The organism is Pseudomonas sp. IT-P12 (assembly GCF_949767465.1).
Lineage (GTDB): Bacteria > Pseudomonadota > Gammaproteobacteria > Pseudomonadales > Pseudomonadaceae > Aquipseudomonas.
In genome coordinates this window covers 332,152-354,781 of record NZ_CATKPY010000025.1, presented here as the reverse complement: position 1 = coordinate 354,781, position 22,630 = coordinate 332,152, and the positions used below count along the sequence as shown (strand labels likewise).

The window sequence follows — 22,630 nt, the reverse complement described above, 5'->3', positions numbered from 1 at the left end:
AAAATAGCCCCGTCCTTGAATGGCGGGGCTTTGCGTGTCTGATCCAGAACAGGTGACGCCCGACTACTGCAGCATCAGCGTCGGTTGATAAACCCCGACAACGCCGCCAACGCTTCCGGCGAGCGCAGCCGCTGGATGAACAACGCCCCCTCCTCTTCTATCGCCCGGCGCAACGACTCGCGATCAGGCCCCTTCATCAGTTGTTTACTGATGCGCACGGCTTCCGGCGGCAACGCCTCGAAGCGCAGTGCCACCTCCCGGGCCTTGGCCAGCGCCTCTTCGCCGCTGCCCAAGGCTTCGGACGCAAGGCCCCAGGCCGCCGCCTGCTCACCATTGAAACCTTCGCCCAGCAGCAATAACTCGGCTGCCCTGGCATGCCCAAGCAGGCGCGGCAGGATCAGGCTGGAGCCGAACTCCGGGCACAGACCGAGGTTGACGAACGGCATGCGCAATCGCGCATCTCGGCTGACGTACACCAGGTCGCAATGCAGCAATAGCGTCGTGCCGATGCCCACGGCGGCCCCGGCCACGGCAGCCACCACCGGCTTGCGACAATCGAGCAGGGCCAGCATGAAGCGGAACACCGGGCTGTCGAGGGCACTCGGGGGTTGCTCGAGGAAGTCGGCAATGTCGTTGCCGGCGGTGAAGCACTCACTGGAGCCGGTGATCAGTACGGCATTGACCTGCGGGTCGGCGTCCGCCTGTTTCAGCGCCTCGCCCAACTGGCTGTACATGGCGCGGGTCAGGGCGTTTTTCTTGTCGGGGCGGTTCAGGCGCAGGGTCAGCAGGCCGCGTTCGTGTTCGATCTGGATGGCATCGGTCATGGAAGGTCTCGCGTCTGAGAAGTCAGCGCTCAACCGCGGGGCAGGAAGACGTCGGCCAGCAGTTGGTTGCGCGGCAGTCCCGCCAGGTAAAGGCGCCGGGCGAAGGCGTCGACGCTGTCGGGAGAACCGCAGAGTAAGGCCTGGGTTTGCCGGGAAACAAGCCGCAGTTGCGCCAAAGCCGCCGGCAACTCGGTCGCTGTCCACAACTCGACGTGCAGGTTCGAGCGGCTGGCGGCCATGGCCTGCAGGGGTTTGGCCAGGTAGTGCGCCTCGGCGTCATGGGCCAGGTGAATCACCCGGATGTCGCCCTGGTGATCCTGGCGCAGGGCCTCGCGCAAGACCCCGAACAACGGGCCGAGCCCGGTCCCGGCCGCCAACAGCCAAAGCGGCCGGGTGTGCCAGTCGGGGTCGTAATGCAAGGCCCCGCCACGCAACTCGCCCAGGCGCATCCCATCGCCGATGTGCAGCCGCCGCGCAGCATCGCTGAATTCGCCGGGTTGGCGACAATCGAGGTGGAACTCCAGAAAGCGGTCTTCCTCGGGCAGGCTGGCCAGCGAATACGGACGCGCCACCTGACCGGCCCACAACACCAGGTGCTGGCCGGCGCTGTAGCGCAACGGGCGTTGCGGCGTCAGGCGCAGGCGCAACACGTCGCGGCTCAACCAATCGACGGCGGCCACTTCGGCCGGGCGGCCGTCCTCGAGCGGATCGAAGGCGTGCACCTGCAAGTCCTCGACCACTTGGCACTGGCAGGCCAGGCGCCAGCCCTGCTGACGCTGTTCAACGCTCAGCGCATCGGGCCGACTGTCGTCCGGCAATCCCTGGGTGCATTGCACCAGACACGCATGGCAACTGCCGGCGCGGCAACTGTAGGGAACCGGCACGCCGTTTCGATTCAAGGCGTCGAGCAGGTTACTGCCCGGTGCCACCGTCCATTGACGATCGCCGACCCGCAACTCAGGCATCGACGTTCTCCCACGCCGCCGCGCAACGGTTGCGGCCGTCGCGCTTGGCGCGATACAGCGCCTGATCGGCCCGTTGCAGGGCGTCGTCCAGATCGTCGCCCGGCATCAACAGGGTCATGCCGCCCGACAGGCTGAGGTTACCCACCGTCAGGCCAATCAACTGGACGTCGGTAAAGGCGATTCGCAGTCGCTCGCAACAGGCGGTCAGGCGTTCCGGGCTGCAATCGGGCAGCAGCACCACGAACTCTTCGCCGCCGTAGCGCGCCAGCACATCGCCTTCGCGCAGGCAGGCGCTGGCCACGCCGGCAAAGGCTTGCAGCACCTGGTCGCCGGCCGCGTGGCCATGCACGTCGTTGATGCGCTTGAAATGGTCGAGGTCGATCAGCGCCAGGCCGTGGACGACGTCCGGCTCCATGGTGTCGAGCTCACGGGACGCCAGGCGCAGGAAATGCCGGCGATTGAACAGGCCGGTCAATTCGTCGGTGGCCACCAGGTCTTCGAGTTGGCGCATCATGCCGCGCAGGGTGTCCTGATGCGCCTGCAGGGCGAAACGGCGCTGGCGCATCCGCTGGCGAGAGGCCTGGACATGGCGCGCATACAGCTCGAGCCAGACCAGCACGATGAACAGCACGCACACCTGCAACACCGCCAGCGCCGGATCGGCCAACTGGAAGTGGTAGGCCTCCCAGAGCGTGATCGCGCTGAAACTGAAAAACACCAGCAGCGCACACCGTGCAAAGGCCCGGCGCGACAGGTGAAACAAACCGAACAGCAGGATCAGCACATAGAACACCAGGAACGCGCCACGGGCCTCATCCAGGTGAGCGATCAGCCAGGATTGCCAGCCCAGCCCCAGCAGTACCTGCGCCTCGGTCAGGCTGGGGTCGGCAAAGCGCAGGTTCCAGCCACTGTAGAACACGGCGAACAAGGTCGCCTGACAGATGACCACCAGGGCACTGCCGACCGCGACGTTCGTCAGGGAATGAGGGTAGTGCCCGGTAAAAAAAGCCAGCCACAGCAACATCAGGGCCAGGGCATAGGTGCCGGCTGCGAGGGCAAAACGTTTGAGCAACAGGCGCTGGATGGCGTTATGGGTCAATCGTTGACTCACCGTGGGAAAGGAGGCTGAGCGAGTGTCCTGCTCCAAAGACCAGCTGCCACTTTAGTGGCGAGCCGGATAAATGACCATTCAATTTTTGACACCGCAGCGGTGAACAGATACCCGGTGGGAGCGGGCCTGGTCTGGGTGGCATACCGACGAAAGCGCGGTGTCAGTCAATACCCTGCTGAATGTTCCAGCGCATTCGCGAGCCAGCCCGCTCCCCCCGAGCATTCCTGCCAGACCGCCCGCTCATGCGACCAATGAATAGCCGCCCAGACGTGTACCGCCCCTCGAGGCGCGGTATACTGCCGCGCCTTTTTAGCGTCGCGCCAGCAGCCCCGGCGTGCCTTGAAAGGTGCTGACAGTCGACCGATGCACCCAAACTGCCAGCACCTTATTGAATGTTCCCGTCTTTTAGAGGAGCGCGACTCATGACCGTGATCAAGCAAGACGACCTGATTCAGAGCGTTGCCGACGCCCTGCAATTCATTTCCTACTACCACCCCGTGGATTTCATCCAGGCGATGCACGAGGCCTACCTGCGCGAAGAATCGCCGGCTGCCCGTGATTCGATGGCGCAAATCCTGATCAACTCGCGCATGTGCGCCACCGGCCACCGCCCGATCTGCCAGGACACCGGCATCGTGACGGTGTTTGTCCGCGTCGGCATGGACGTGCGCTGGGATGGCGCCACCATGGGCCTGGACGACATGATCAACGAAGGCGTGCGTCGCGCCTACAACCTGCCGGAAAACGTCCTGCGTGCCTCGATCCTCGCCGACCCGGCAGGCGCTCGTAAAAACACCAAGGACAACACCCCTGCCGTGATCCACTACTCCATCGTTCCGGGTAACACCGTGGAAGTGGACGTGGCGGCCAAGGGCGGCGGTTCCGAGAACAAGTCGAAAATGGCCATGCTCAACCCGTCCGACTCGATCGTCGACTGGGTCCTGAAGACCGTTCCGACCATGGGTGCCGGCTGGTGCCCACCGGGCATGCTCGGCATCGGCATTGGCGGTACCGCCGAGAAAGCCGCGGTGATGGCCAAGGAAGTGTTGATGGAATCCATCGACATTCACGAGCTGAAGGCCCGTGGCCCACAGAACCGCATCGAAGAAATGCGCCTGGAACTGTTCGAGAAGGTCAACCAGCTGGGCATCGGCGCCCAGGGCCTGGGCGGCCTGACCACCGTGCTCGACGTGAAGATCATGGACTACCCGACCCACGCCGCTTCGTTGCCGGTGTGCATGATCCCCAACTGCGCCGCCACCCGTCACGCCCACTTCGTGCTTGACGGCTCCGGCCCGGCCTCGCTGGAAGCGCCACCGCTGGATGCCTACCCGGAAATCGTCTGGGAAGCCGGCCCGTCGGCCCGACGCGTCAACCTCGACACGCTGACCCCGGAAGACGTGCAGAGCTGGAAGCCGGGTGAAACCATCCTGCTCAACGGCAAGATGCTCACCGGTCGCGACGCAGCGCACAAGCGCATGGTCGAGATGCTGAACAAGGGCGAAAGCCTGCCGGTGGACCTCAAGGGTCGCTTCATCTATTACGTCGGCCCGGTCGATCCGGTGCGCGAAGAAGTGGTTGGCCCGGCAGGCCCGACCACTGCGACGCGAATGGACAAGTTCACCCGTCAGATCCTCGAGCAGACTGGCCTGCTGGGCATGATCGGCAAGTCCGAGCGCGGCCCGACCGCCATCGATGCGATCAAGGACCACAAGGCCGTCTACCTGATGGCGGTGGGCGGTGCGGCTTACCTGGTGGCGCAAGCGATCAAGAAATCCCACGTGGTGGCCTTCGCCGAACTGGGCATGGAAGCGATCTACGAGTTCGAGGTCAAGGACATGCCGGTCACCGTTGCGGTCGACAGCAAGGGCGAATCGGTGCACATCACCGGCCCTGCCATCTGGCAGAAAAAGATCAGTGAAAACCTGGCGGTGGAAGTGCAGTAAGTTGCACTGAAACACCCCTGAAAACCGCCCCGCCGGCAACGACGGGGCGGTTTTTTTTGCTCTGGGATCCACAGCGCGGCGCCCCCCCTGTACGCGACATTAAACCAGGTCAATACGACCCGAGTGAGCGAACCGGACAATGACCACTGGCGCCAGATAGCCCACATGCTATCTTGCGCCTCCCATTACCCGGCTCGACTCGCGTCCCATGATTCCGATCTACCGTGCCCTGCGCTTGACGGTCTACACCCTGCTGATCCTCGCCGGCACCGTGATCGCCGCCACCCAGGCCATGCGTCACGCCGAGCGTCAGGCGCTGGTGGAAGATGCTGCCCGGGCCAGCCAGCAATTGGGCTTGTACGCCACCTCCCTGCACACCCTGATCGAACGTTACCGCGCCCTGCCCGCCGTGCTGGCGCTGGACCCGGAGTTGCGTTCGGCGCTCAAGGGGCCGGTCACGGGCGAACAGCAGGACGCGCTGAACCGCAAGCTGGAACAAATCAACGGCGCGGCGCAATCTTCGACTCTCGAATTGCTCGACCACACCGGGCTCGCCGTGGCGGCCAGCAACTGGCGTCTGCCCAGCAGCTACGTCGGCCACAACTACGGTTTCCGTCCGTACTTCAACCAGACCCGCACCCAGGGCACCGGGCGCTTTTATGCTGTGGGGGTGACCAGCGGGATTCCGGGTTACTTCCTGTCCAGTGCGGTCACCGGTGACGATGGCCAGTTTCTCGGGGCGATGGTGGTCAAGCTCGAATTTCCCGAACTTGAGCGCGAGTGGCGCCAGGGCAGCGATACCTTGCTGGTCAGCGATGCCCGCGGGATCGTGTTCATCGCCAACCAGCCGGGCTGGCGTTATCGCCTGCTGAACCCGTTGAGCGACAGCGATCACGCCGAACTCAAGACTACGCGCCAGTACGACAAGCAGCCGCTGACCGGGCTCGAGTATCAGTCGTTGCGCCGTTTCGACGACAACAGTCAACTGGCACGGGTCGACGGCCCGGATGGCAAGACCGACTACCTGTGGGAATCCCTGCCGTTGAGTGCCGAGGGCTGGACCCTGCACCTGCTGCGCCGTCCGCAGGTCGCCTTCGAAGACACGCGCAACGCCGCACTCGCCGCCGCCGGTGTGTGGCTGACCCTGGTGTTCCTGCTGCTGTTTCTCTCCCAGCGCTGGCGCCTGGCGAAAATGCGCCAGCGCAGCCGCGAGGAACTCGAACGCCTGGTGGAAGAACGTACCCGCGACCTGCGCACTGCCCAGGACGGCCTGGTGCAATCGGCCAAGCTCGCGGCGCTGGGGCAGATGTCGGCGGCGCTGGCCCATGAAATCAACCAGCCGCTGACCGCACAACGCATGCAGTTGGCAACCTTGCGCCTGCTGCTCGATCACGGCCGCGTGGACGACGCCTACAAGGCGTTGAAACCGGTGGACGAGATGCTGACGCGCATGGCCGCCCTGACCGGCCACCTGAAAACCTTCGCCCGCAAGAGCCCCAGCGGCCTGCGCGAACGCCTGGACCTGGCCGCAGTGGTCGACCAATCCCTGCAATTGCTCGACACCCGCCTGCGCGACGAGCAGGTCAGCACCGTGCTGCACCTGACCCGGCCGGCGTGGGTGCGCGGCGATGCAATCCGTCTGGAACAGGTGCTGATCAACCTGCTGCGCAACGCCCTGGACGCGATGCAGGACGTCCCCTGCAAGCGTCTGGAAATCCGCCTCGAAGCCGACGATCATCTGTGGCGCCTGAGTGTGATCGACAACGGCAGCGGCATCGCCGAGGAAAATCTGGCGAAAGTCTTCGACCCGTTTTTTACCACCAAACCGGTGGGCGATGGCCTGGGCATCGGCCTGGCCGTATCCTTCGCCATCGTGCACGAATCGGGCGGCCGCCTGAGCGCCGATAATCATGCCAACGGCGCGGTCTTTGCCCTCACCCTGCCCATCGATCCGGAGGCGCCTGGCCCATGCTCAATTCAGTGATGGTGGTAGACGACGAGAGCAGCATCCGCAGCGCCGTCGAACAATGGCTGAGCCTGTCCGGGTTCGAGGTTCAGCTGTTCAGCCGCGCCGAAGAATGCCTGGCACAATTGCCCCGGCATTACCCCGGCGTGATCCTCAGCGATGTGCGCATGCCCGGCATGAGCGGCCTGGAGTTGCTGGCCGAAGTCCAGCGCCGCGATGCCGATTTGCCGGTGATCCTGCTGACGGGCCACGGCGATGTGCCGATGGCGGTCGATGCGATGCGCGATGGCGCCTACGATTTCCTGGAAAAGCCCTTCAGCCCCGAAACCCTGCTCGGCAGCCTGCGTCGCACCCTGGACAAGCGGCGCCTGGTCCTGGAAAACCGCGCACTGCACGAGCAGGCGGACAACCGCGCCAGGCTCGACGTGACATTGCTGGGCGTGTCCCGTGGCTTGCAGACCTTGCGCCAGCAGGTGCTGGACCTGGCGACGCTGCCGGTGAACGTGTTGATCCGCGGCGAAACCGGCAGCGGCAAGGAGCTGGTCGCCCGTTGCCTGCATGATTTCGGCCCCCGCGCCGAGCGGCCGTTTGTTGCGCTCAATTGCGCAGCGATCCCCGAGCAGTTGTTCGAGGCCGAACTGTTCGGCCACGAAAGCGGCGCGTTCACCGGCGCCCAGGGCAAGCGCATCGGCAAGCTCGAATATGCCGATGGCGGCACCTTGTTCCTCGACGAAATCGAAAGCATGCCCCTGGCCCAGCAGGTGAAACTGCTGCGGGTGTTGCAGGAGCAGAAGCTGGAGCGCCTGGGTTCGAACCAGAGCATCCGTGTGGACCTGCGCATCATCGCCGCGACCAAACCCGACCTGCTCGACGAAGCACGGGCCGGGCGTTTTCGCGAAGACCTGGCCTATCGGCTGAACGTGGCCGAGCTGAGGCTGCCACCGTTGCGCGAGCGCCGCGAGGACATTCCCCTGTTGTACGAATCGTTCGCCCGCCACGCCGCCGAGCGCCTGGGCCGCAGCGTTGCCCCGCTGAGCGGCGCGCAGTTGAGCCGACTGCTCAGCCACGACTGGCCGGGCAATGTTCGCGAACTGGCGAACGTCGCCGAGCGGCAGGTGCTGGGGTTGGGCGAGCCGGAACCGGTGGGCGTCGAGCCGGGGCAATCGCTGGCGGCGCAGCAGGAAGCGTTCGAAGCGCAATGCCTGCGCGCGGCGCTGACCCGGCACAAGGGCGACGTGAAGGCGGTGCTCGAGGAACTGCAACTGCCGCGCCGGACCTTCAATGAAAAGATGCAGCGGCATGGGCTTGCCAGAGAGATGTTTCTCTAGCGCCTGCACTGGCCCCATCGCGAGCAAGCCCGCTCCCACAGGTGGCCCGCGTGTAGCCACAGGTAATGTGAACACCATCGATCCCTGTGGGAGCGGGCTTGCCCGCGATGGGGTCAGCAAGGACAACTTATACTCCGGGCCAGATAAGCAATTTTCCGCTCACCACCAACCTTCAATAAGCGGATTTCCGCTCATAAATTGCTCGCACCCCCTCTAAACCGGCCCTCCGCCCCTTGGCACAGCTCCTGCTATAGCTCCCGCAGGCTGCGTTTAAACACGCCCCACTAAAAACAATTAAACGAAGGATCCTTCAATGGATAACTCCAACACCCTGCCCCTTGGGTCGGCTGCCGTGGCCGCTCAACCACGAACCACCTCCAGCCGGATCAAATCGATCTTCAGCGGCTCGGTCGGCAACATGGTCGAGTGGTACGACTGGTACGTCTATGCCGCCTTCTCCCTGTACTTCGCCAAGACCTTTTTCCCCAAAGGCGACACCACTGCACAATTGCTGAACACCGCCGCGATTTTCGCCGTGGGCTTCCTGATGCGCCCGATCGGTGGCTGGCTGATGGGCCTCTACGCCGACAAGGTCGGACGCAAGAAGGCGCTGATGGCCTCGGTGTACCTGATGTGCTTCGGTTCGTTGCTGATCGCCCTCAGCCCCGGTTATGAAGTCATCGGCATCGGCGCGCCGATCCTGCTGGTGTTCGCCCGTCTGCTGCAGGGCCTGTCGGTGGGTGGCGAATACGGCACCTCGGCCACTTACCTGAGCGAGATGGCGACCAAGGAGCGTCGCGGCTTCTTCTCCAGCTTCCAGTACGTGACCCTGATCTCCGGGCAGCTCATCGCACTGGGCGTGCTGATCGTGTTGCAGAACTTCCTGACCACCGAGCAGCTGTATGCCTGGGGCTGGCGCATTCCGTTCGCCATCGGTGCCCTGTGTGCCGTCGTCGCGCTGTACCTGCGTCGCGGCATGGAAGAGACCGAATCGTTCACCAAGAAAGAGAAGAGCAAGGAAAGCGCGATGCGCACCTTGCTGCGCCATCCGAAGGAACTGCTGACCGTGGTCGGCCTGACCATGGGCGGCACCCTGGCGTTCTACACTTACACCACCTACATGCAGAAATACCTGGTGAACACCGTCGGCATGAGCATCTCCGACTCCACCACCATTTCCGCCGCCACACTGTTCCTGTTCATGTGCCTGCAACCGGTCATCGGCGGCCTGTCGGACAAGATCGGCCGACGTCCGATCCTGATCGCCTTCGGCGTGCTCGGGACGATTTTCACCGTGCCGATCCTGATGACCCTGCACACCATCCAGACCTGGTGGGGCGCATTCTTCCTGATCATGGCGGCGCTGATCATCGTCAGCGGCTATACCTCAATCAACGCCGTAGTGAAGGCTGAGCTGTTTCCAACCGAAATCCGCGCCCTGGGCGTCGGCCTGCCGTACGCACTGACCGTATCGATCTTCGGCGGCACCGCCGAATACGTCGCGCTGTGGTTCAAGAGCATCGGCATGGAAACCGGCTACTACTGGTACGTCACCGCGTGCATTGCCGTATCGCTGCTGGTGTACATCACCATGAAAGACACCCGCAAACATTCGCGGATCGTCACCGACTAAGCGGCAACACGCGACAAAAAAGGGGCAGACCTTGACGGGGCTGCCCCTTTTTCATTGGCACGCTCCCGCCGTTGAACGCGGGCTGGAAATCAGGGGATCGTCCTTGCACTATGGACGTCCCGAACCCAGCCTGGAAATCCCTCCATGTCCGATGACATCCACTATTACGAACCCGCCAACGGCCACGGCCTGCCGCACGATCCGTTCAACGCCATCGTCGGCCCGCGCCCCATCGGCTGGATTTCTTCCCGGGATGGCAGTGGTCGCCTGAACCTGGCGCCCTACAGTTTCTTCAACGCCTTCAACTACATTCCGCCGATCATCGGCTTCTCCAGCGTCGGGCGCAAAGACAGCCTGAACAACATCGAACAGACCGGCGAGTTCGCCTGGAACCTGGCGACCCGGCCGCTGGCCGAGCAGATGAACCAGAGCTGTGCAATGGTTGGCCCCGAGGTCGATGAGTTCGCATTGTCCGGGCTGACGCCCGTGGCCTCGAAAATCATCCAGGTGCCGCGTGTGGCCGAAAGCCCGGTGTCCTTCGAGTGCAAGGTCACACAGATCATCCAGCTGCAGCGGGCCGACGGCAACGTGGTGCCGAGCTGGCTGATCCTCGGTGAGGTGGTGGCCGTGCACATCGCCAGGTGGCTGCTCAAGGACGGGGTGTACGACACCGCCGCGGCAGAACCGATCCTGCGCGGGGGCGGTCCGGCCGATTACTTCCAGCTGGGGCCTGAGGCCTTGTTCAAGATGGTCCGCCCGGGGGCGGTCAGGTAGCGACCCTTCGAGCTACCAGATCAGCTCGCCTTCTTCACCGACGCCCTTGAGGCGGGTCAGCTCCACGGCAGCGGCGGCGTCCGCTTCCATGGCGGTCTTGAAGGTCTGGTCTTCCAGCAATTTGTTGAAGCGCGGCGCGCCCGCGCCACCGATCTGTTTGGTGGCGATCGCCGCGTAGTAGCCGCCCTCACGGGGAACGACGGCGGAGACGGCTTCGAAGTGGTCAAAGGCTTTGCGTGCCATGTCGCGGATCCTGGCTGAGGAAAAGTCGAGTCATTAAACCCTCAACCCGCCATTTTGTGTACCCAGGACTGGGTCTGGCCCAATGCCTGGGCGGCGGACACTTCTTTAAAGGTATGAAAATCCAGGCTATCGACCACCAGCTCCTGCACCAGCTCGGCAAAAATCTGCATGGCCGGCGTGCTGAAGTACGCGGTCATGGCCTGCTGATGCGTCCAGAAACCGGACACCAGCCACAGCTGCGGATCGCATTGCGAATGTTGCAGGGAAAAACTCAGGCAGCCAGGGGCGATGCGCGTCGGTTCGATCAGGGCACTGAGGCGCGCCCCCAGTTCCGTGGAGCGTCCGGCGCGAGCGCGGACAAAAGCCATGTGACTGACGGGGATCTGCGTAGACATGTTCAACCCTCCCAGGTACTCGGGTGGCAGCCATGGGACGGGCTGCGACAGGATCAAAGGTTAAGCGCCCGGGCGCCGTTCCGTTAGTCGATTCCTGCCGGCTTGTTGCACATTCCTGCGAAGCTGTCTTGGCCACCTGTAACAATGTGTAAAACGTGTCACAGGGCTGAAACACGACTTTCAAGCAAGTATTCCAGGTGCAGGGTGGTCAAAAGCGCTGTTCCCTTGCACGCCGTGCAGAATCAGGCAAGCTTTTCGCAGGATGTGTCTACCGCTGCGTCTTGCACAAACTTAAGCTCAGCTCATTCCCACCGCTGCTCCGAGGATGCCTCGCATGTCGTCGCTCGATCACTTTCAAGCCCCGCTGGATACCGAGATGGAGAAACAGCGCACGGAACTGGCGGCCATCATCAGTCGCTATACGATGGACGATGGCAATTATGCGACTGCCGTCGATTCGCTGTTCATGTCCAGGTACAGCAAGTCCCATGACTTTGCCCCGGTGCTGGCGCAACCGGCCCTGTGCATCATGGCGCAGGGGCGCAAAGAGGTCAGGCTGTCCGATGAGTACTTCAATTACGACCCGTTGAATTACCTGGTGGTGTCGGTCTCGATGCCACTGAGCGGTCGGGTGGTGAACGTCACGTCGCAGGAACCGATCCTTGCCATACGCCTGGACATCGACCCCAGCGAAATCAATGCGCTGATCGCCGACGCCGGCCCCCTGGGCGTACCGACCCGCCCGACCGGACGCGGCCTGTATGTCGAGCGGATCGACGCGGCCATGCTCGACGCCGTGCTGCGCCTGGCCCGGTTGCTCGATACGCCGAAAGACATCGCCATGCTCGCGCCGCTGATCCGCCGGGAAATTTTCTATCGGCTGCTGCGCAGCCCGCAGGGCCATCGGCTGTACGAAATCGCCATCGCCAACAGCCAGAGCCACCGCATCAGCCAGGCCATCAAGTGGCTCAACGGCAATTTCGAGCAGCCCTTGCGCATTGATGACCTGGCCCGGGAAGTGAACCTGAGCGTGTCGACCCTGCATCACCGGTTCAAGGCCATGACGGCGATGAGTCCGCTGCAGTATCAGAAACAACTGCGCTTGCAGGAGGCCCGGCGGCTGATGCTGGCCGAAGGACTGGAGGCGTCGGCGGCGGGCTATCGCGTCGGGTATGAAAGCCCTTCGCAGTTCAGCCGCGAGTACAGCCGATTGTTCGGCGCGCCACCGCTCCGGGATCTGGCGCGGTTGCGGCTGTCGGTTTGATCCAGCCTCGGCGGTTTGCCTGAGGGCCCTTCGCGGGCGAGCCCGCGAAGAGACCGGCACAGTCAGCCCGGCTTCAGCCGAGTACGCGACAGGCCTCGGCCGGCAGCGTCACTGAAACGGGGTGGCCGATGCTCAGCCCCATCCCCTGGCACGGCGTGCTCAACGCGGTAAACGACACCCCGGAACACTCCACGGTGGTCTCGATGGTCGCGCCGATGTCGCGCACGAACGTCACCTTGCCCAGCAAGCGGTTACCCGCCGTCGCCTGCGGGGCGGACAGCTGCAGGTCCTCGGGACGGATCAACATCTTGACCTTCTCACCGGCCCCGATGCTGCTGCAGATCGGCACCTGCAGCGCGTCGCCACCCGGCAAGCTGACTTGGCCATTGCCCAGCGCCGTGGCCGGGAAGATGTTGCCCGAACCGATGAAGTCGGCGACAAACTCGTTGGCCGGATGCCGATAGATCTCGATCGGGGTGCCGACCTGCTGCACCCGATGTTCGCCCAATACCACGACGATATCGGCCATGGTCATGGCCTCACGCTGATCGTGGGTGACCAGGATGGTGGTGATGTTCAGGCGTTGTTGCAGCTGACGGATCTCCACCTGCATCGACTCACGCAACTTGGCGTCCAGCGCCGACAGCGGTTCATCGAGCAACAGGATTTTCGGGTGCGAAGCGATTGCCCGCGCAATCGCCACGCGCTGTCGCTGCCCGCCGGAGAGCTTGGCCACCGGGCGATCGATCATCGGTTGCAGCTGGATCAGCTCCAGCAACTCCACCACTCGCGCCTGTTGCTCGGCCTTGCCAACCCCGCGCAGTTTCAGCGGGTAGGCGATGTTCTCCCCGACCGTCATGTGCGGAAACAGCGCCAGGGATTGAAAGACCATGCCGAAATTGCGCAGGTGCGCCGGGGTGTGGCCGATGTCTTCACCGTCCAGGCGGATCTCGCCGCCGGTCAGGGTTTCGAGGCCGGCGATCATGCGCAACAACGTGGTTTTGCCACACCCTGAAGGCCCGAGGAAGCACACCAGTTTGCCTTCGGGCAAATGCAGGTTGACATCGGTGACCGCGCAGGCCGAGCCGTAGTGTTTCTCGACGTTTTCCAGAATCAGACCAGACATAACAAGCACCTCAGGCAATCAGAACGAAACGCCACCTTCACCGACGAGTTTTTCGAGCGCCCAGATCAGGACGAAGTCGATCAACACAATCAGCACGGCAAACGAGAAAACGGTGGGATCGAGCGAGGACACGGTGCGGCTGTACATCCAGATCGGCACGGTCATGACATCGATGGTGTAGAGGAAATAGGTCACGGTGAACTCGTTGAACGAGACGATGAACGCCAGCAGCATGCCCGCCAGAATTCCCGACTTCATCAACGGCACCACCACGTCGACAATCGCCCGCAACGGCGAAGCCCCCAGCATTTGCGCGGCTTCCTCCACTTCGCTGCCAATGGAAAGCATGGCGGCGGTGCAGTTCTTCACCACGAACGGCAAGGCGAGGATCACATGGGCGATCACCAGTCGCGAGGTGGTCATGTGGAACGGCAGGCTGTCGAACACCAGCAGCAACGCCAGCCCGAGCACCACCATCGGAAACACCAGCGGCAACGACATCAATTGCAGCGCCACGGCCTTGCCACGGAACTCGCACCGGGTCAGTGCGTAGGCCGCCGGCACCGCAATCAGCGTCGCGAAGACCATGGTCAGGCACGCCACCAACAGGCTGGTGGCCATGGCCTGGCCGAGGCTCAGCACATCGCTGGCGTCCGGCGAGACAAAGGTGTGCCAGGCCGCCTTGTACCACTGCAAGCTGTAGCTCTCGGGCGGGAAGTCGAGGTTCGACGCGCCACTGAAGGACATGACGATCATGGTCAGGATCGGCAACACCGCCAGCAGCAGGATAAAGCCCGAGAGGATCCCGGCGAACTTGCCGGTATCACCCGGCAGCAGTGAATGACGCTTCTTGGTCAGGGCACTCATTGCGAAGCCTCCAGCAGGCGCCGACGACGGCCAGTGATGTATTCGGACAGGGTCATGATCGCCAGAGTGGTGACGATCAACACCACGCCGGCGGCGGATGCGGCGGGCCAGTTCATCAGCGGGGCGATCTGGTCATGCACCATCACCGCCAGCATCGGCACGCGCCGGCCACCCAGCAGCAGCGGGACCACGAAGCTGCTGGCGTTGTAGGCGAACACCAGGGTCGCGCCGGTGATGATCCCCGGCAGGCTCATCGGCAGTACCACCTGGCGGAACACCTGCAGGCGACTGGCGCCGAGGGTGGCCGCGGCTTCCTCATAACTGCGGGCGACGCCGCGCATGGCGCTGGCAATCGGCAACACCGCCAGCGGGAAGGCGGTCTGCACCAGGCCCATCAATACGCCGTTCTGGTTGTACAGCAGCATGATCGGACGCTTGATCAGGCCCAGGCCCATCAGGGTCTGGTTGAGCATGCCACCCGGCCCCAGGATCACCAGCCAGCCATAGCTTTGCAGCAGCAGGTTGACCAGCAACGGCAACAGCACCGCCGCAAGGAAAATCCGCCGTACGAACGGCGACGTCAGCCGCGACATGGTGTAGGCCACCGGGATCGCCAGCACCACGGCGATCACGGCGCTGATCAATGCCAGGCGCAGGGTCAGCAGCAAGGATTTGAGATAGTAGGGTTCGAGCAACTGGGCATAGCTGGCCAGGCTGAAGCCGGACCACTCCGCCCCCTTGGTGCCCACGCTCATGCGCAGCACCAGCAGGCTCGCGGCGATCAGCACGCCGAGAAACAGCATCGACGGCGAGAGGAAAAACCAGGCGCGGGCCGTCGGCGAAACACCGCGACGGGCGCGCACGGGGGCGACACTCACCGGGTGGGTCAGAGGTTGATGTTCCATAGCAAGGGTCTCGTCAATGGAAAGCAGCTGACGAACACAATCCTCAAGTCACCGTATCCCCTGTGGGAGCGGGCTTGCTCGCGAAAGCGGTGTGTCAGTCACATCGATGCTGGATGTGTCGGCGCATTCGCGAGCAAGCCCGCTCCCACATGGGTTTTGCGGTGTTCAGAAGAGCCTGTATTCGCCACTCGATCAGGAAGAAAAGATTTCCGTGTAACGACGAATCCATTGGTCATGTACGGTGGCCAGGAAGGCGTTGTCGTGCATGATCGCCTTCTCGGAGATCTGCTCCGGCGTGAGGATGTACGGGCTCTTGCGGGCTTCGGCAGAGATGATCGCCTTGGCGTTGACCGGGCCGTTGTAGATGTCTTCGGCCATCTTGCCCTGCACCAGCGGGTCCAGGGAGTGGTTGATGAAGGCGTAGGCCAGGTCGGTATCGCCCGGACGGTTCTTCGGCATCACCGAGAGCATGAGGTCCGTGTAGAAACCTTCCTTCATGCCGAAGGTGGCGCCCAACCCGTAGTTCGGATCACGGATCTGCTTGGGGAAAAAGGCCGGCGCGTACAGGCCGCCCATGTCCAGGGAGCCGGTGCGGAACAGCTCGGCGATCTGGTTGGGGTTTTCGCCCAGGGTCACCACGCGGTCCTTGAGCTCGGCGAGCTTCTTGAAGCCCGGCTCGATGTTGTGCTCGTCACCACCGGCCAGCTTGGCGGCGATGATGATCAGGTCCATGGCCTCGGTCCAGTTCGGCGGCGGCAGGAAGATGTTCGGCGACAGCTCGGCGTCCCACAGGGCGGCATAACTGTCCGGTGCCTGCTTGATGGTCCGCGTGCTGTAGACCAGGCTGTTGCACCACAGCAGATAACCGATGCCGTGGCCATTGGCGCCGGTGCGGTATTTCTCCGGGACGTCGACCAGGTTGGGAATGCGGTTGAGGTCGGGTTTTTCCAGCAGGTCGGCGGCGGCCAGGCCTTCGGCGCCGACCCCGGCCAGGGTGATGATGTCGTACTGCGCACGGTCACCGCCGGCCTTGAGTTTGGCGACCATTTCCGAGGTGCTGCCGGTGCGGTCGGCGATGACCTTGACACCGTACTTGTCCTCGAACGTCGCGGCGATGTTGCGCAGTGCGGCCAGGCCCGTGTCATCGGACCAGGTCAGCAGGCGCAGGGTCTTGCCCTGAAAGCGCGTGTCGCTGGCGCTGGCCTTGATGAACGGCATGCTCATGGCCGCCGCAGCCACCGAGGCAACACCCACGGTCTTGATGAATTGACGCCTGTTCAGATCATGTTCGCCCATGACGGACTCCCTTTGTTTTTGTAGGTATAAGGCAGGTCGAAACTGTTGCATCCGCGCGGCGGATTCAGCCTTTCGCCCCCGTATCTTCGGGGGTTTGGCTGAGCCAGCGAGTTCATCCTGAGGTGGTGCAAAACCCCTGACTATCGATAAAAACTCATCGAAGCCATGACGCCCACGCATGCCTCTTCAGGAGGCATGCGCTCACCATTTTCGAGCCGTCAGACGGCCCGAATCACGTGTTTGATTTCCTGGAAAGCCTGCAAGCCCCACGGCCCCAATTCGCGGCCGATACTGCTCTGCTTGTAACCACCCCAGGCGGTCTGTGGGAAGATCACCTGCGGCGCGTTGATCCACACCAGCCCCGCCTGCAAGGCGTTGGCGACGCGGTCGGCGGCGTCGGCATTGCGCGTCACCACGCTGGCCACCAGGCCAAACTGACTGTCGTTGGCCAAGGCAATCGCCTCGGCTTCGGTGGTGAAACGGCGCACGCAAATCACCGGGCCGAAAATCTCTTCACACCACAGTGCACTGTCCAGGGGCACGTCGGTGAATACCGTCGGCTGCAAAAAATAGCCGCGCGGCAGATCAGCAGGACGGTTGCCGCCGCAAATCAGCTTGGCCCCGGCGCTCAGGCCACGATCGAGGTGACCGAGCACGCGCTGGTATTGCGCCTGATTGACCAGCGCGCCCATTTCCACGTTCGGATCGAACGGGTCGGCCACGCGAATGGCTTCGGCGCGGGCCTTCAGACGAGCGAGGAAGTCATCGAACAGCACATCGGCGACCAGCACGCGGCTGGTGGCGGAGCACATCTGCCCGGCGTTGAAGAAACCGCCGCCACACGCCACGTCCACCGCCAGGTCAAGGTCGGCATCGGCCAGTACCAACAGCGAGGATTTACCCCCCAGCTCCAGGCTGACGCCCTTCACGGTTTCGGCAGCGCGTTGCATCACCTGCACGCCGACCGCATTGCTGCCGGTGAAGGAAATTTTCGCCACGCGCGGGTCCGCCGACAACGGCGCTCCCACGGCCAGGCCCGTGCCACAGACCAGGTTGAACACCCCCGCCGGCAACCCGGCTTCAGCGATGATCGCCGCCAGTTCCAGCTCCGGCAGTGGCGTGACTTCGGAAGGCTTGAGCACCACGCAGCAACCGGCGGCCAGGGCCGGGGCGAGTTTCCAGGCGGTGGTGACCATCGGGAAATTCCACGGCACGATCAGGCCGACCACGCCGCAGGGTTCTCGGCGCAGGCGTGCGTTGAAATCGTCGGTGGGCAACTCGACGTTGCTGTCCTGCTTCGTATCCAGGCCTTCGGCCAGACCGGCGTAGTACTCGAAGGTGGCGATCACGTCATCGACGTCGATGGCCGCTTCGAACAAGGGCTTGCCGTTGTTGCTCGACTGTAACTGCATCAACTGCTCGCGACCGGCCTGCACGCCGGCGGCGATCTTGCGCAGGATCGCGCCGCGCTCGACGCCGGTGGTCTTCGACCAGTCGGCGAAGGCGCGCGTGGCAGCGCTGACCGCTTGATCCACCGCCTGCTCATCACCACCGACGACGGTGGTCAGCAAGGCTTCGGTGGCCGGATTGATCACCCGCAGATGCTCGCTGCCGGCGGACCATTTACCGTCGATGTACAGCCCATCCAGTGTCGTCGGGAAGCTCATTTCGACACCGCCCGGGTCCACAGGGTCTGGTCGATCTCAATCAGGGTCGGGCCCTGGCGATCGGTGGCTGCACGCAGGGCGCTGCGCAGTTTCTCGACGTCGCTGACCGCTTCGGCGGCGCAGCCCAGGGCCTTGGCCACACCGATGAAATCCGGGGTATAGATGTCGACGCCCACCGGTTCGATGGCACGGTTGACCATGTATTTCTTGATCTCTTCGTAGCCCTGGTTATTCCACAGCAGCACGATCACCGGGGTGCGCGCTTCCACGGCACTGGCCAGTTCCGGCAGGGTGAATTGCAGGCCGCCGTCGCCGATCAGGCACACCACCGGGGGGCGGGTGCCGTTGGTTGAACTGCCGCCGAGCCAGGCACCGATGGCCGCCGGCAACGCATAACCGAGGGTGCCGTAGCCGGTAGAAGAGTTGAACCAGCGACGTGGGCGTTCCGGGTTGAACGTCAGGTTGCCGGTGTACACCGGTTGCGTCGAATCGCCGACGAACACCGCGTCCGGCAATTCGTGCAGCACGGTTTCCAGGAAACGGGTCTGAGCCAGGGTCGGCGCATCCCAGTTGGCGGCCAGTTCTTCGCGCAGACGGGCGGCGCGTACCTGACCCCAGTCGTTGCGGCGCTCGGGCAGGGACTTGTGCGACAGGGCACTGAGCAAGGCCTGCGCGGCGTTGCGCGAATCGGCAACCAGGGCGAGGTGTGGCGGATAATTGCGCACGGTCTGGTCCGGGTCGATGTCGACACGCAGCAGCTTGCCGGGAATCTCGAAACCACCCGCGAAGGTGATGTCGTAGTCGGTTTCCGCCAGTTCGGTGCCGATGGCCAGCACGACATCGGCCTCGGCCACCAGTGCCCGGGTCGCCACCAGGCTCTGGGTCGAGCCGATCAGCAATGGGTGAGCCGATTCGAGCATGCCCTTGGCGTTGATGGTCAGCGCGACCGGCGCGTCCAGCAGTTCGGCCAGCGCGGTCAACTCGCCCGCGGCGTCGATGGCACCGCCCCCGGCAAGAATCAACGGACGCCTGGCGCTGGCGAGCAACTCGGTCATGCGGCTGATCGCACTCGGCGAAGCGCCGGCACGGTCGATATTGACCGGCACGCAGGCGAGCAGCTCGTCGGCCTCCTCGACCAGCACGTCCAATGGAATTTCGATGTGCACCGGGCGCGGACGACCGGCCTGGAACAGGGCGAAGGCCCGGGCCAGAACGCCCGGCAGCTCGGACGCGGACATCAGGGTATGGGAGAAGGCGGCGACACCGGCGCACAGCGCGCTCTGGTTCGGCAACTCGTGCAGTTTGCCGCGACCGCCGCCCAACTGGTTGCGCGTCTGCACGCTGGAGATCACCAGCATCGGGATCGAATCGGCGTAGGCCTGGCCCATGGCGGTGGTGATGTTGGTCATGCCCGGGCCGGTGATGATAAAACACACGCCCGGTTTGCCGCGGGTGCGGGCATAACCGTCGGCCATGAAACCGGCCCCTTGTTCGTGACGTGGGGTGACGTGGTCGATGCTCGAACGGGCCAGCCCGCGATACAGCTCCACGGTATGCACTCCGGGGATGCCGAACACCTGCTCGACCCCGTAGCCTTCGAGTAACTTGACCAATACTTCGCCACACGTCGCCATGTCTTTGCCCTTCTTGTTCGTTTGAGACGCCGGGCCTGCGCTGTGTTTATGATAAATGGGCAGGTCCAGGGATGGCCTCATTGGAACGGTCGACACGTTGCCGCAACAATGGATAAAAAATCATGCCAGCCATGTCCTTACGTCATACCTTGGATCCCAATGAAACGATTGCCTCCCCTGCCGGCGCTGCACACTTTTCTGATTACCGCGCAGTGCTGCAACTTCACCCGTGCCGCCGAACAACTGTTCATCACCCAGGGCGCGGTGAGCCGGCAGATCGCCGGGCTGGAGGATTTTCTCGGTTATGAATTGTTCATCCGTCAGGCACGGGGACTGGAACTGACGGCTGAAGGTCGCGCATGGCTGCCACGGGTCCAGCAGGTTTTCGGCCTGATCGACGAGGCGGTGGAGCAGATCGGCGAGAAGCGCGAAACCCTGCAACTGAAGGCGCCGACCTGTGTCATGCGCTGGCTGTTGCCGCGCCTGCTGCAGTGGCAAAAACAGCGTCCGGACGTGCCGGTGGCCTTGACCACCACGGTCAAGCACGGCGTGGATTTCCAACGCGAGCAGTTCGACGCGGCGGTGATCTATGGCGCCGCACCGGACAGCGCGCTCGCCTCCTGCCTGCTGTTCGATGAACAACTGACGCCGGTGTGTTCCCCCTCGATGCTCGATGAGCCCCTGGCGTTGCAAGTGCCAGCTGACCTGCAACAGCATTTGCTGTTGCACCCGACGCAGGATGAGCGTGACTGGAATGCCTGGTTGAAAGCGGCGAACCTGCACTTGAGCAACGCCAGGGGCCAGCATTTCGAAACACTCGACCTGGCGATGTCGATGGCGTCCCAAGGCACGGGTGTGGCGATCGGAGACTGGTCGCTGATCGGCGACGACCTGAGCGCCGGACGCCTGGTCATGCCGTTTGAATTGAAGGTGAAGACCGGGTTGGCGTATTACCTGGTGTTCCCGGAAAAGACCGCGCCGTCGTCACGATTGCGTGAGCTGATGGCATGGTTGGTGGAACAGGCTCAAGCGCGCTGAGCCCATTCCATCCCCCCTCCGGCAGGGGCGAGCTCGCGCCTGCCGACATTCAGGGAAACAATCGTCAGTAGCCGACGGTAAACCGCTGCCGCACGTGTTTTGGCGTTTCCACTTCATCGATCAGCGCAATCGCATAATCGGCAAACGTGATCCAGCTGCGCCCTGCACTGCTCACCAGCAAATCGTCCTTGCCGAGGCGAAACGTACCGCTGCGCTCACCCTCGACAAACTCCGCCGACGGCGACACGAACGTCCAGTCCAGTTGCTGTTCCCGACGCAGGTCTTCGAGGAATACCGCACCGGCACTGGCCTCGGCCTTGTAGGCCTCGGGGAAACCCTCGCTGTCGATTACGCGGGTGCCATCCGGCAGCAACAACGAACCGGCACCGCCCACCACCAACAGGCGCTTCACCCCGGCCCTCTTCACCGGTTCGATCACCGCGGCGCTCGGAATCGTGGCGAAATGCGCAGCGCTGATCACCACGTCATGGCCCGTCACCGCCGCTTGCAACGCCTGGGCATCCAGTACGTCGACATTCTTGCTGACCACCCCGGCACGCTCGCCGATTTTCGACGTATCGCGGGCGATGGCCGTGACGCTGTGGCCACGACGCAGGGCTTCTTCCAACAGTTGGCTGCCGGCACGGCCGGTGGCACCGATGATTGCGATCTTGCTCATGACGTACTCCAGTTGGCTTGAATTCAAAGGGGCGTTACCACTTCATCTCGCCCTTGGCGACTTTGGCGCTCAGCTCCAGCGAGCTGACTTCGCCCAGGGCCGGGAAACGTTTTTTCATGGCGGCGACCAGCGCGCCCGCATCCCTGGCCCTGACGGTTTCTTCGTCGAAGGCCTTGATGTAATCGGCGGTGAATTGCACCGATGCCAGGGCGCCCGCCCGTTCACCGAGGTAGTGACCGGGCACCACGGTGTCCGGCTTCAGGGTTTCGATAGCCTGCAGCGTAGCCAACCAGTCGGCATGGGATTGCGCGGTCTGGGTATCGGCCATCCACACGTGGATGTTCTGCGCAACCACCACTCCACCGACCACCGCCTTGATCGACGGGATCCAGACGAAGGTGCGATCCGGTTGCTTGCCCTCAAGGCCCACCACCTGCAATTTCTGCCCTTCGAGCATCAGGCTGTCGCCCTCGAGCACGCCGGGCACGATGGTTTCAGCCGGCGCGTCGGCCGCCATTTTCGGTCCCCAATACGCCAGTTTGCCCTCGACGGTTTTATTGATGTGATCCACGGTCGGCTGCGAGGCCAGCACCCTGGCCTCAGGAAATGCCGCTGTCAGGGTGTCCAGGCCGAAGTAGTAGTCCGGGTCGCCATGACTGATGTAGATGGTGGTCAGGCGCTTGCCGCTGGCGCGGATTTTGTCCACCACTTGCGCGGCCTGGGCCCGGCCGAATTGCGCGTCCACCAGGATCGCGTCCCGCTCGCCGCTGACCAGCACCGAGGTCACCGGGAAGATCGCCTGCTCGCCGGGGTTGTAGACATCCAGGGTCAGGGGCGCTGCGCTGGCCTGCACGGCGAAACCAAGGCTGGCGGCCAGAAAGAGACGTTGGAAAAAGGCGAAACCGATCATGTGCAGCTCCATAAAGTGTGAACCCGCCCCCTGCACGCGCCGCCAGGGGATGGACAAAA

General features: G+C 63.5%; 20 protein-coding genes. 7 read left to right on the top strand and 13 right to left on the bottom strand.

All coding sequences use genetic code 11. From position 1 onward, the window contains the following. Positions 1 to 74: 74 nt before the first annotated feature. From ACM6IM_RS25080 to ACM6IM_RS25070, 3 genes are read right to left on the bottom strand one after another with little or no spacing between them, the layout of a single operon-like run. Positions 75 to 824, bottom strand: coding sequence for an enoyl-CoA hydratase-related protein (locus tag ACM6IM_RS25080; protein WP_414866591.1), 750 nt, complete (start codon positions 822 to 824; stop codon positions 75 to 77). 29 nt (positions 825 to 853) lie between these two features. After that, positions 854 to 1,789 (bottom strand): iron-sulfur-binding ferredoxin reductase, encoded by a 936-nt coding sequence (locus tag ACM6IM_RS25075; protein WP_201194020.1) that lies wholly within the window; start codon positions 1,787 to 1,789, stop codon positions 854 to 856. Beyond that, positions 1,782 to 2,888: a diguanylate cyclase domain-containing protein gene (locus ACM6IM_RS25070; protein WP_414866590.1), complete on the bottom strand. Its 1,107-nt coding sequence runs from the start codon at positions 2,886 to 2,888 to the stop codon at positions 1,782 to 1,784. The genes ACM6IM_RS25075 and ACM6IM_RS25070 overlap by 8 nt, the downstream gene beginning before the upstream one ends. Positions 2,889 to 3,322: 434 nt before the next feature. On the opposite strand from ACM6IM_RS25070, the gene ACM6IM_RS25065 reads away from it, so the two are divergent. The 5 genes from ACM6IM_RS25065 to ACM6IM_RS25045 all read left to right on the top strand — a co-directional run bounded on the left by ACM6IM_RS25065 (position 3,323) and on the right by ACM6IM_RS25045 (position 10,547). Beyond that, positions 3,323 to 4,846: a fumarate hydratase gene (locus tag ACM6IM_RS25065; protein WP_192305464.1), complete on the top strand. Its 1,524-nt coding sequence runs from the start codon at positions 3,323 to 3,325 to the stop codon at positions 4,844 to 4,846. Positions 4,847 to 5,054: 208 nt separating this feature from the next. Next, complete coding sequence (locus tag ACM6IM_RS25060) at positions 5,055 to 6,830, top strand: sensor histidine kinase (protein WP_414866589.1); 1,776 nt, start codon at positions 5,055 to 5,057, stop codon at positions 6,828 to 6,830. After that, positions 6,815 to 8,140, top strand: coding sequence for a sigma-54-dependent transcriptional regulator (locus tag ACM6IM_RS25055; RefSeq protein WP_414866588.1), 1,326 nt, complete (start codon positions 6,815 to 6,817; stop codon positions 8,138 to 8,140). The genes ACM6IM_RS25060 and ACM6IM_RS25055 overlap by 16 nt, the downstream gene beginning before the upstream one ends. A 313-nt stretch (positions 8,141 to 8,453) precedes the next feature. Beyond that, the gene (locus ACM6IM_RS25050) at positions 8,454 to 9,773 is read left to right on the top strand and encodes an MFS transporter (protein ID WP_201194026.1); all 1,320 of its coding nucleotides are present in this window, start codon (positions 8,454 to 8,456) and stop codon (positions 9,771 to 9,773) included. Between the two features lie 144 nt (positions 9,774 to 9,917). Further along, positions 9,918 to 10,547: a flavin reductase family protein gene (locus ACM6IM_RS25045; RefSeq protein WP_414866587.1), complete on the top strand. Its 630-nt coding sequence runs from the start codon at positions 9,918 to 9,920 to the stop codon at positions 10,545 to 10,547. A 12-nt stretch (positions 10,548 to 10,559) separates the two neighbouring features. Here ACM6IM_RS25045 and ACM6IM_RS25040 read toward each other — a convergent pair whose 3' ends face one another. Together ACM6IM_RS25040 and ACM6IM_RS25035 are read right to left on the bottom strand one after the other, a co-directional pair. Beyond that, entirely contained in the window at positions 10,560 to 10,790 is a 231-nt protein-coding gene (locus tag ACM6IM_RS25040; RefSeq protein ID WP_192305452.1) for a hypothetical protein, read from the bottom strand. A gap of 41 nt (positions 10,791 to 10,831) precedes the next feature. Next, a complete protein-coding gene (locus tag ACM6IM_RS25035) occupies positions 10,832 to 11,185 on the bottom strand; it encodes a putative quinol monooxygenase (protein WP_414866586.1) in 354 nt (117 codons plus the stop codon). A 334-nt stretch (positions 11,186 to 11,519) separates the two neighbouring features. Here ACM6IM_RS25035 and ACM6IM_RS25030 point away from each other — a divergent pair, with 334 nt between their 5' ends. Then, positions 11,520 to 12,449, top strand: a complete 930-nt coding sequence (locus ACM6IM_RS25030; RefSeq protein ID WP_192305448.1) for an AraC family transcriptional regulator — start codon at positions 11,520 to 11,522, stop codon at positions 12,447 to 12,449. 73 nt (positions 12,450 to 12,522) lie between these two features. On the opposite strand, the gene ACM6IM_RS25025 is transcribed toward ACM6IM_RS25030, so the two are convergent. The 6 genes from ACM6IM_RS25025 to ACM6IM_RS25000 form a co-directional block, all read right to left on the bottom strand. After that, complete coding sequence (locus tag ACM6IM_RS25025; protein ID WP_414866585.1) at positions 12,523 to 13,575, bottom strand: ABC transporter ATP-binding protein; 1,053 nt, start codon at positions 13,573 to 13,575, stop codon at positions 12,523 to 12,525. A gap of 18 nt (positions 13,576 to 13,593) precedes the next feature. After that, positions 13,594 to 14,442: an ABC transporter permease gene (locus ACM6IM_RS25020; RefSeq protein WP_414866584.1), complete on the bottom strand. Its 849-nt coding sequence runs from the start codon at positions 14,440 to 14,442 to the stop codon at positions 13,594 to 13,596. Then, the gene (locus ACM6IM_RS25015) at positions 14,439 to 15,347 is read right to left on the bottom strand and encodes an ABC transporter permease (RefSeq protein ID WP_192305441.1); all 909 of its coding nucleotides are present in this window, start codon (positions 15,345 to 15,347) and stop codon (positions 14,439 to 14,441) included. Before ACM6IM_RS25015 ends, ACM6IM_RS25020 begins: the two co-directional genes overlap by 4 nt. A gap of 192 nt (positions 15,348 to 15,539) precedes the next feature. Further along, positions 15,540 to 16,643, bottom strand: coding sequence for an extracellular solute-binding protein (locus ACM6IM_RS25010; RefSeq protein ID WP_414866583.1), 1,104 nt, complete (start codon positions 16,641 to 16,643; stop codon positions 15,540 to 15,542). Between the two features lie 218 nt (positions 16,644 to 16,861). Next, positions 16,862 to 18,310, bottom strand: a complete 1,449-nt coding sequence (locus ACM6IM_RS25005; RefSeq protein ID WP_414866582.1) for an aldehyde dehydrogenase family protein — start codon at positions 18,308 to 18,310, stop codon at positions 16,862 to 16,864. Further along, positions 18,307 to 19,944 carry a 5-guanidino-2-oxopentanoate decarboxylase gene (locus ACM6IM_RS25000; protein WP_414866581.1) on the bottom strand — a complete coding sequence of 546 codons (1,638 nt, stop codon included), beginning with the start codon at positions 19,942 to 19,944 and terminating at the stop codon, positions 18,307 to 18,309. Before ACM6IM_RS25000 ends, ACM6IM_RS25005 begins: the two co-directional genes overlap by 4 nt. A gap of 159 nt (positions 19,945 to 20,103) precedes the next feature. On the opposite strand from ACM6IM_RS25000, the gene ACM6IM_RS24995 reads away from it, so the two are divergent. Beyond that, complete coding sequence (locus ACM6IM_RS24995) at positions 20,104 to 20,982, top strand: LysR substrate-binding domain-containing protein (RefSeq protein ID WP_192305433.1); 879 nt, start codon at positions 20,104 to 20,106, stop codon at positions 20,980 to 20,982. Positions 20,983 to 21,046: 64 nt separating this feature from the next. On the opposite strand, the gene ACM6IM_RS24990 is transcribed toward ACM6IM_RS24995, so the two are convergent. Both ACM6IM_RS24990 and ACM6IM_RS24985 read right to left on the bottom strand, forming a co-directional pair. After that, a complete protein-coding gene (locus ACM6IM_RS24990; RefSeq protein WP_414866580.1) occupies positions 21,047 to 21,661 on the bottom strand; it encodes an NAD(P)-dependent oxidoreductase in 615 nt (204 codons plus the stop codon). Between the two features lie 34 nt (positions 21,662 to 21,695). Continuing rightward, complete coding sequence (locus ACM6IM_RS24985) at positions 21,696 to 22,571, bottom strand: MBL fold metallo-hydrolase (protein WP_414866579.1); 876 nt, start codon at positions 22,569 to 22,571, stop codon at positions 21,696 to 21,698. Between the last annotated feature and the right edge of the window lie 59 nt (positions 22,572 to 22,630).

Coding starts and splice junctions, on each gene's coding strand:
- ACM6IM_RS25055 (WP_414866588.1), top strand. CDS start 6,815: ATGCTCAATTCAGTGATGGTGGTAGACGACGAGAGCAGCATCCGCAGC.
- ACM6IM_RS25025 (WP_414866585.1), bottom strand. CDS start 13,575: ATGTCTGGTCTGATTCTGGAAAACGTCGAGAAACACTACGGCTCGGCC.
- ACM6IM_RS24985 (WP_414866579.1), bottom strand. CDS start 22,571: ATGATCGGTTTCGCCTTTTTCCAACGTCTCTTTCTGGCCGCCAGCCTT.
- ACM6IM_RS25030 (WP_192305448.1), top strand. CDS start 11,520: ATGTCGTCGCTCGATCACTTTCAAGCCCCGCTGGATACCGAGATGGAG.
- ACM6IM_RS25050 (WP_201194026.1), top strand. CDS start 8,454: ATGGATAACTCCAACACCCTGCCCCTTGGGTCGGCTGCCGTGGCCGCT.
- ACM6IM_RS25075 (WP_201194020.1), bottom strand. CDS start 1,789: ATGCCTGAGTTGCGGGTCGGCGATCGTCAATGGACGGTGGCACCGGGC.
- ACM6IM_RS24995 (WP_192305433.1), top strand. CDS start 20,104: ATGAAACGATTGCCTCCCCTGCCGGCGCTGCACACTTTTCTGATTACC.
- ACM6IM_RS25060 (WP_414866589.1), top strand. CDS start 5,055: ATGATTCCGATCTACCGTGCCCTGCGCTTGACGGTCTACACCCTGCTG.
- ACM6IM_RS25040 (WP_192305452.1), bottom strand. CDS start 10,790: ATGGCACGCAAAGCCTTTGACCACTTCGAAGCCGTCTCCGCCGTCGTT.
- ACM6IM_RS25000 (WP_414866581.1), bottom strand. CDS start 19,944: ATGGCGACGTGTGGCGAAGTATTGGTCAAGTTACTCGAAGGCTACGGG.
- ACM6IM_RS25020 (WP_414866584.1), bottom strand. CDS start 14,442: ATGAGTGCCCTGACCAAGAAGCGTCATTCACTGCTGCCGGGTGATACC.
- ACM6IM_RS25045 (WP_414866587.1), top strand. CDS start 9,918: ATGTCCGATGACATCCACTATTACGAACCCGCCAACGGCCACGGCCTG.
- ACM6IM_RS24990 (WP_414866580.1), bottom strand. CDS start 21,661: ATGAGCAAGATCGCAATCATCGGTGCCACCGGCCGTGCCGGCAGCCAA.
- ACM6IM_RS25010 (WP_414866583.1), bottom strand. CDS start 16,643: ATGGGCGAACATGATCTGAACAGGCGTCAATTCATCAAGACCGTGGGT.
- ACM6IM_RS25015 (WP_192305441.1), bottom strand. CDS start 15,347: ATGGAACATCAACCTCTGACCCACCCGGTGAGTGTCGCCCCCGTGCGC.
- ACM6IM_RS25005 (WP_414866582.1), bottom strand. CDS start 18,310: ATGAGCTTCCCGACGACACTGGATGGGCTGTACATCGACGGTAAATGG.
- ACM6IM_RS25035 (WP_414866586.1), bottom strand. CDS start 11,185: ATGTCTACGCAGATCCCCGTCAGTCACATGGCTTTTGTCCGCGCTCGC.
- ACM6IM_RS25065 (WP_192305464.1), top strand. CDS start 3,323: ATGACCGTGATCAAGCAAGACGACCTGATTCAGAGCGTTGCCGACGCC.
- ACM6IM_RS25080 (WP_414866591.1), bottom strand. CDS start 824: ATGACCGATGCCATCCAGATCGAACACGAACGCGGCCTGCTGACCCTG.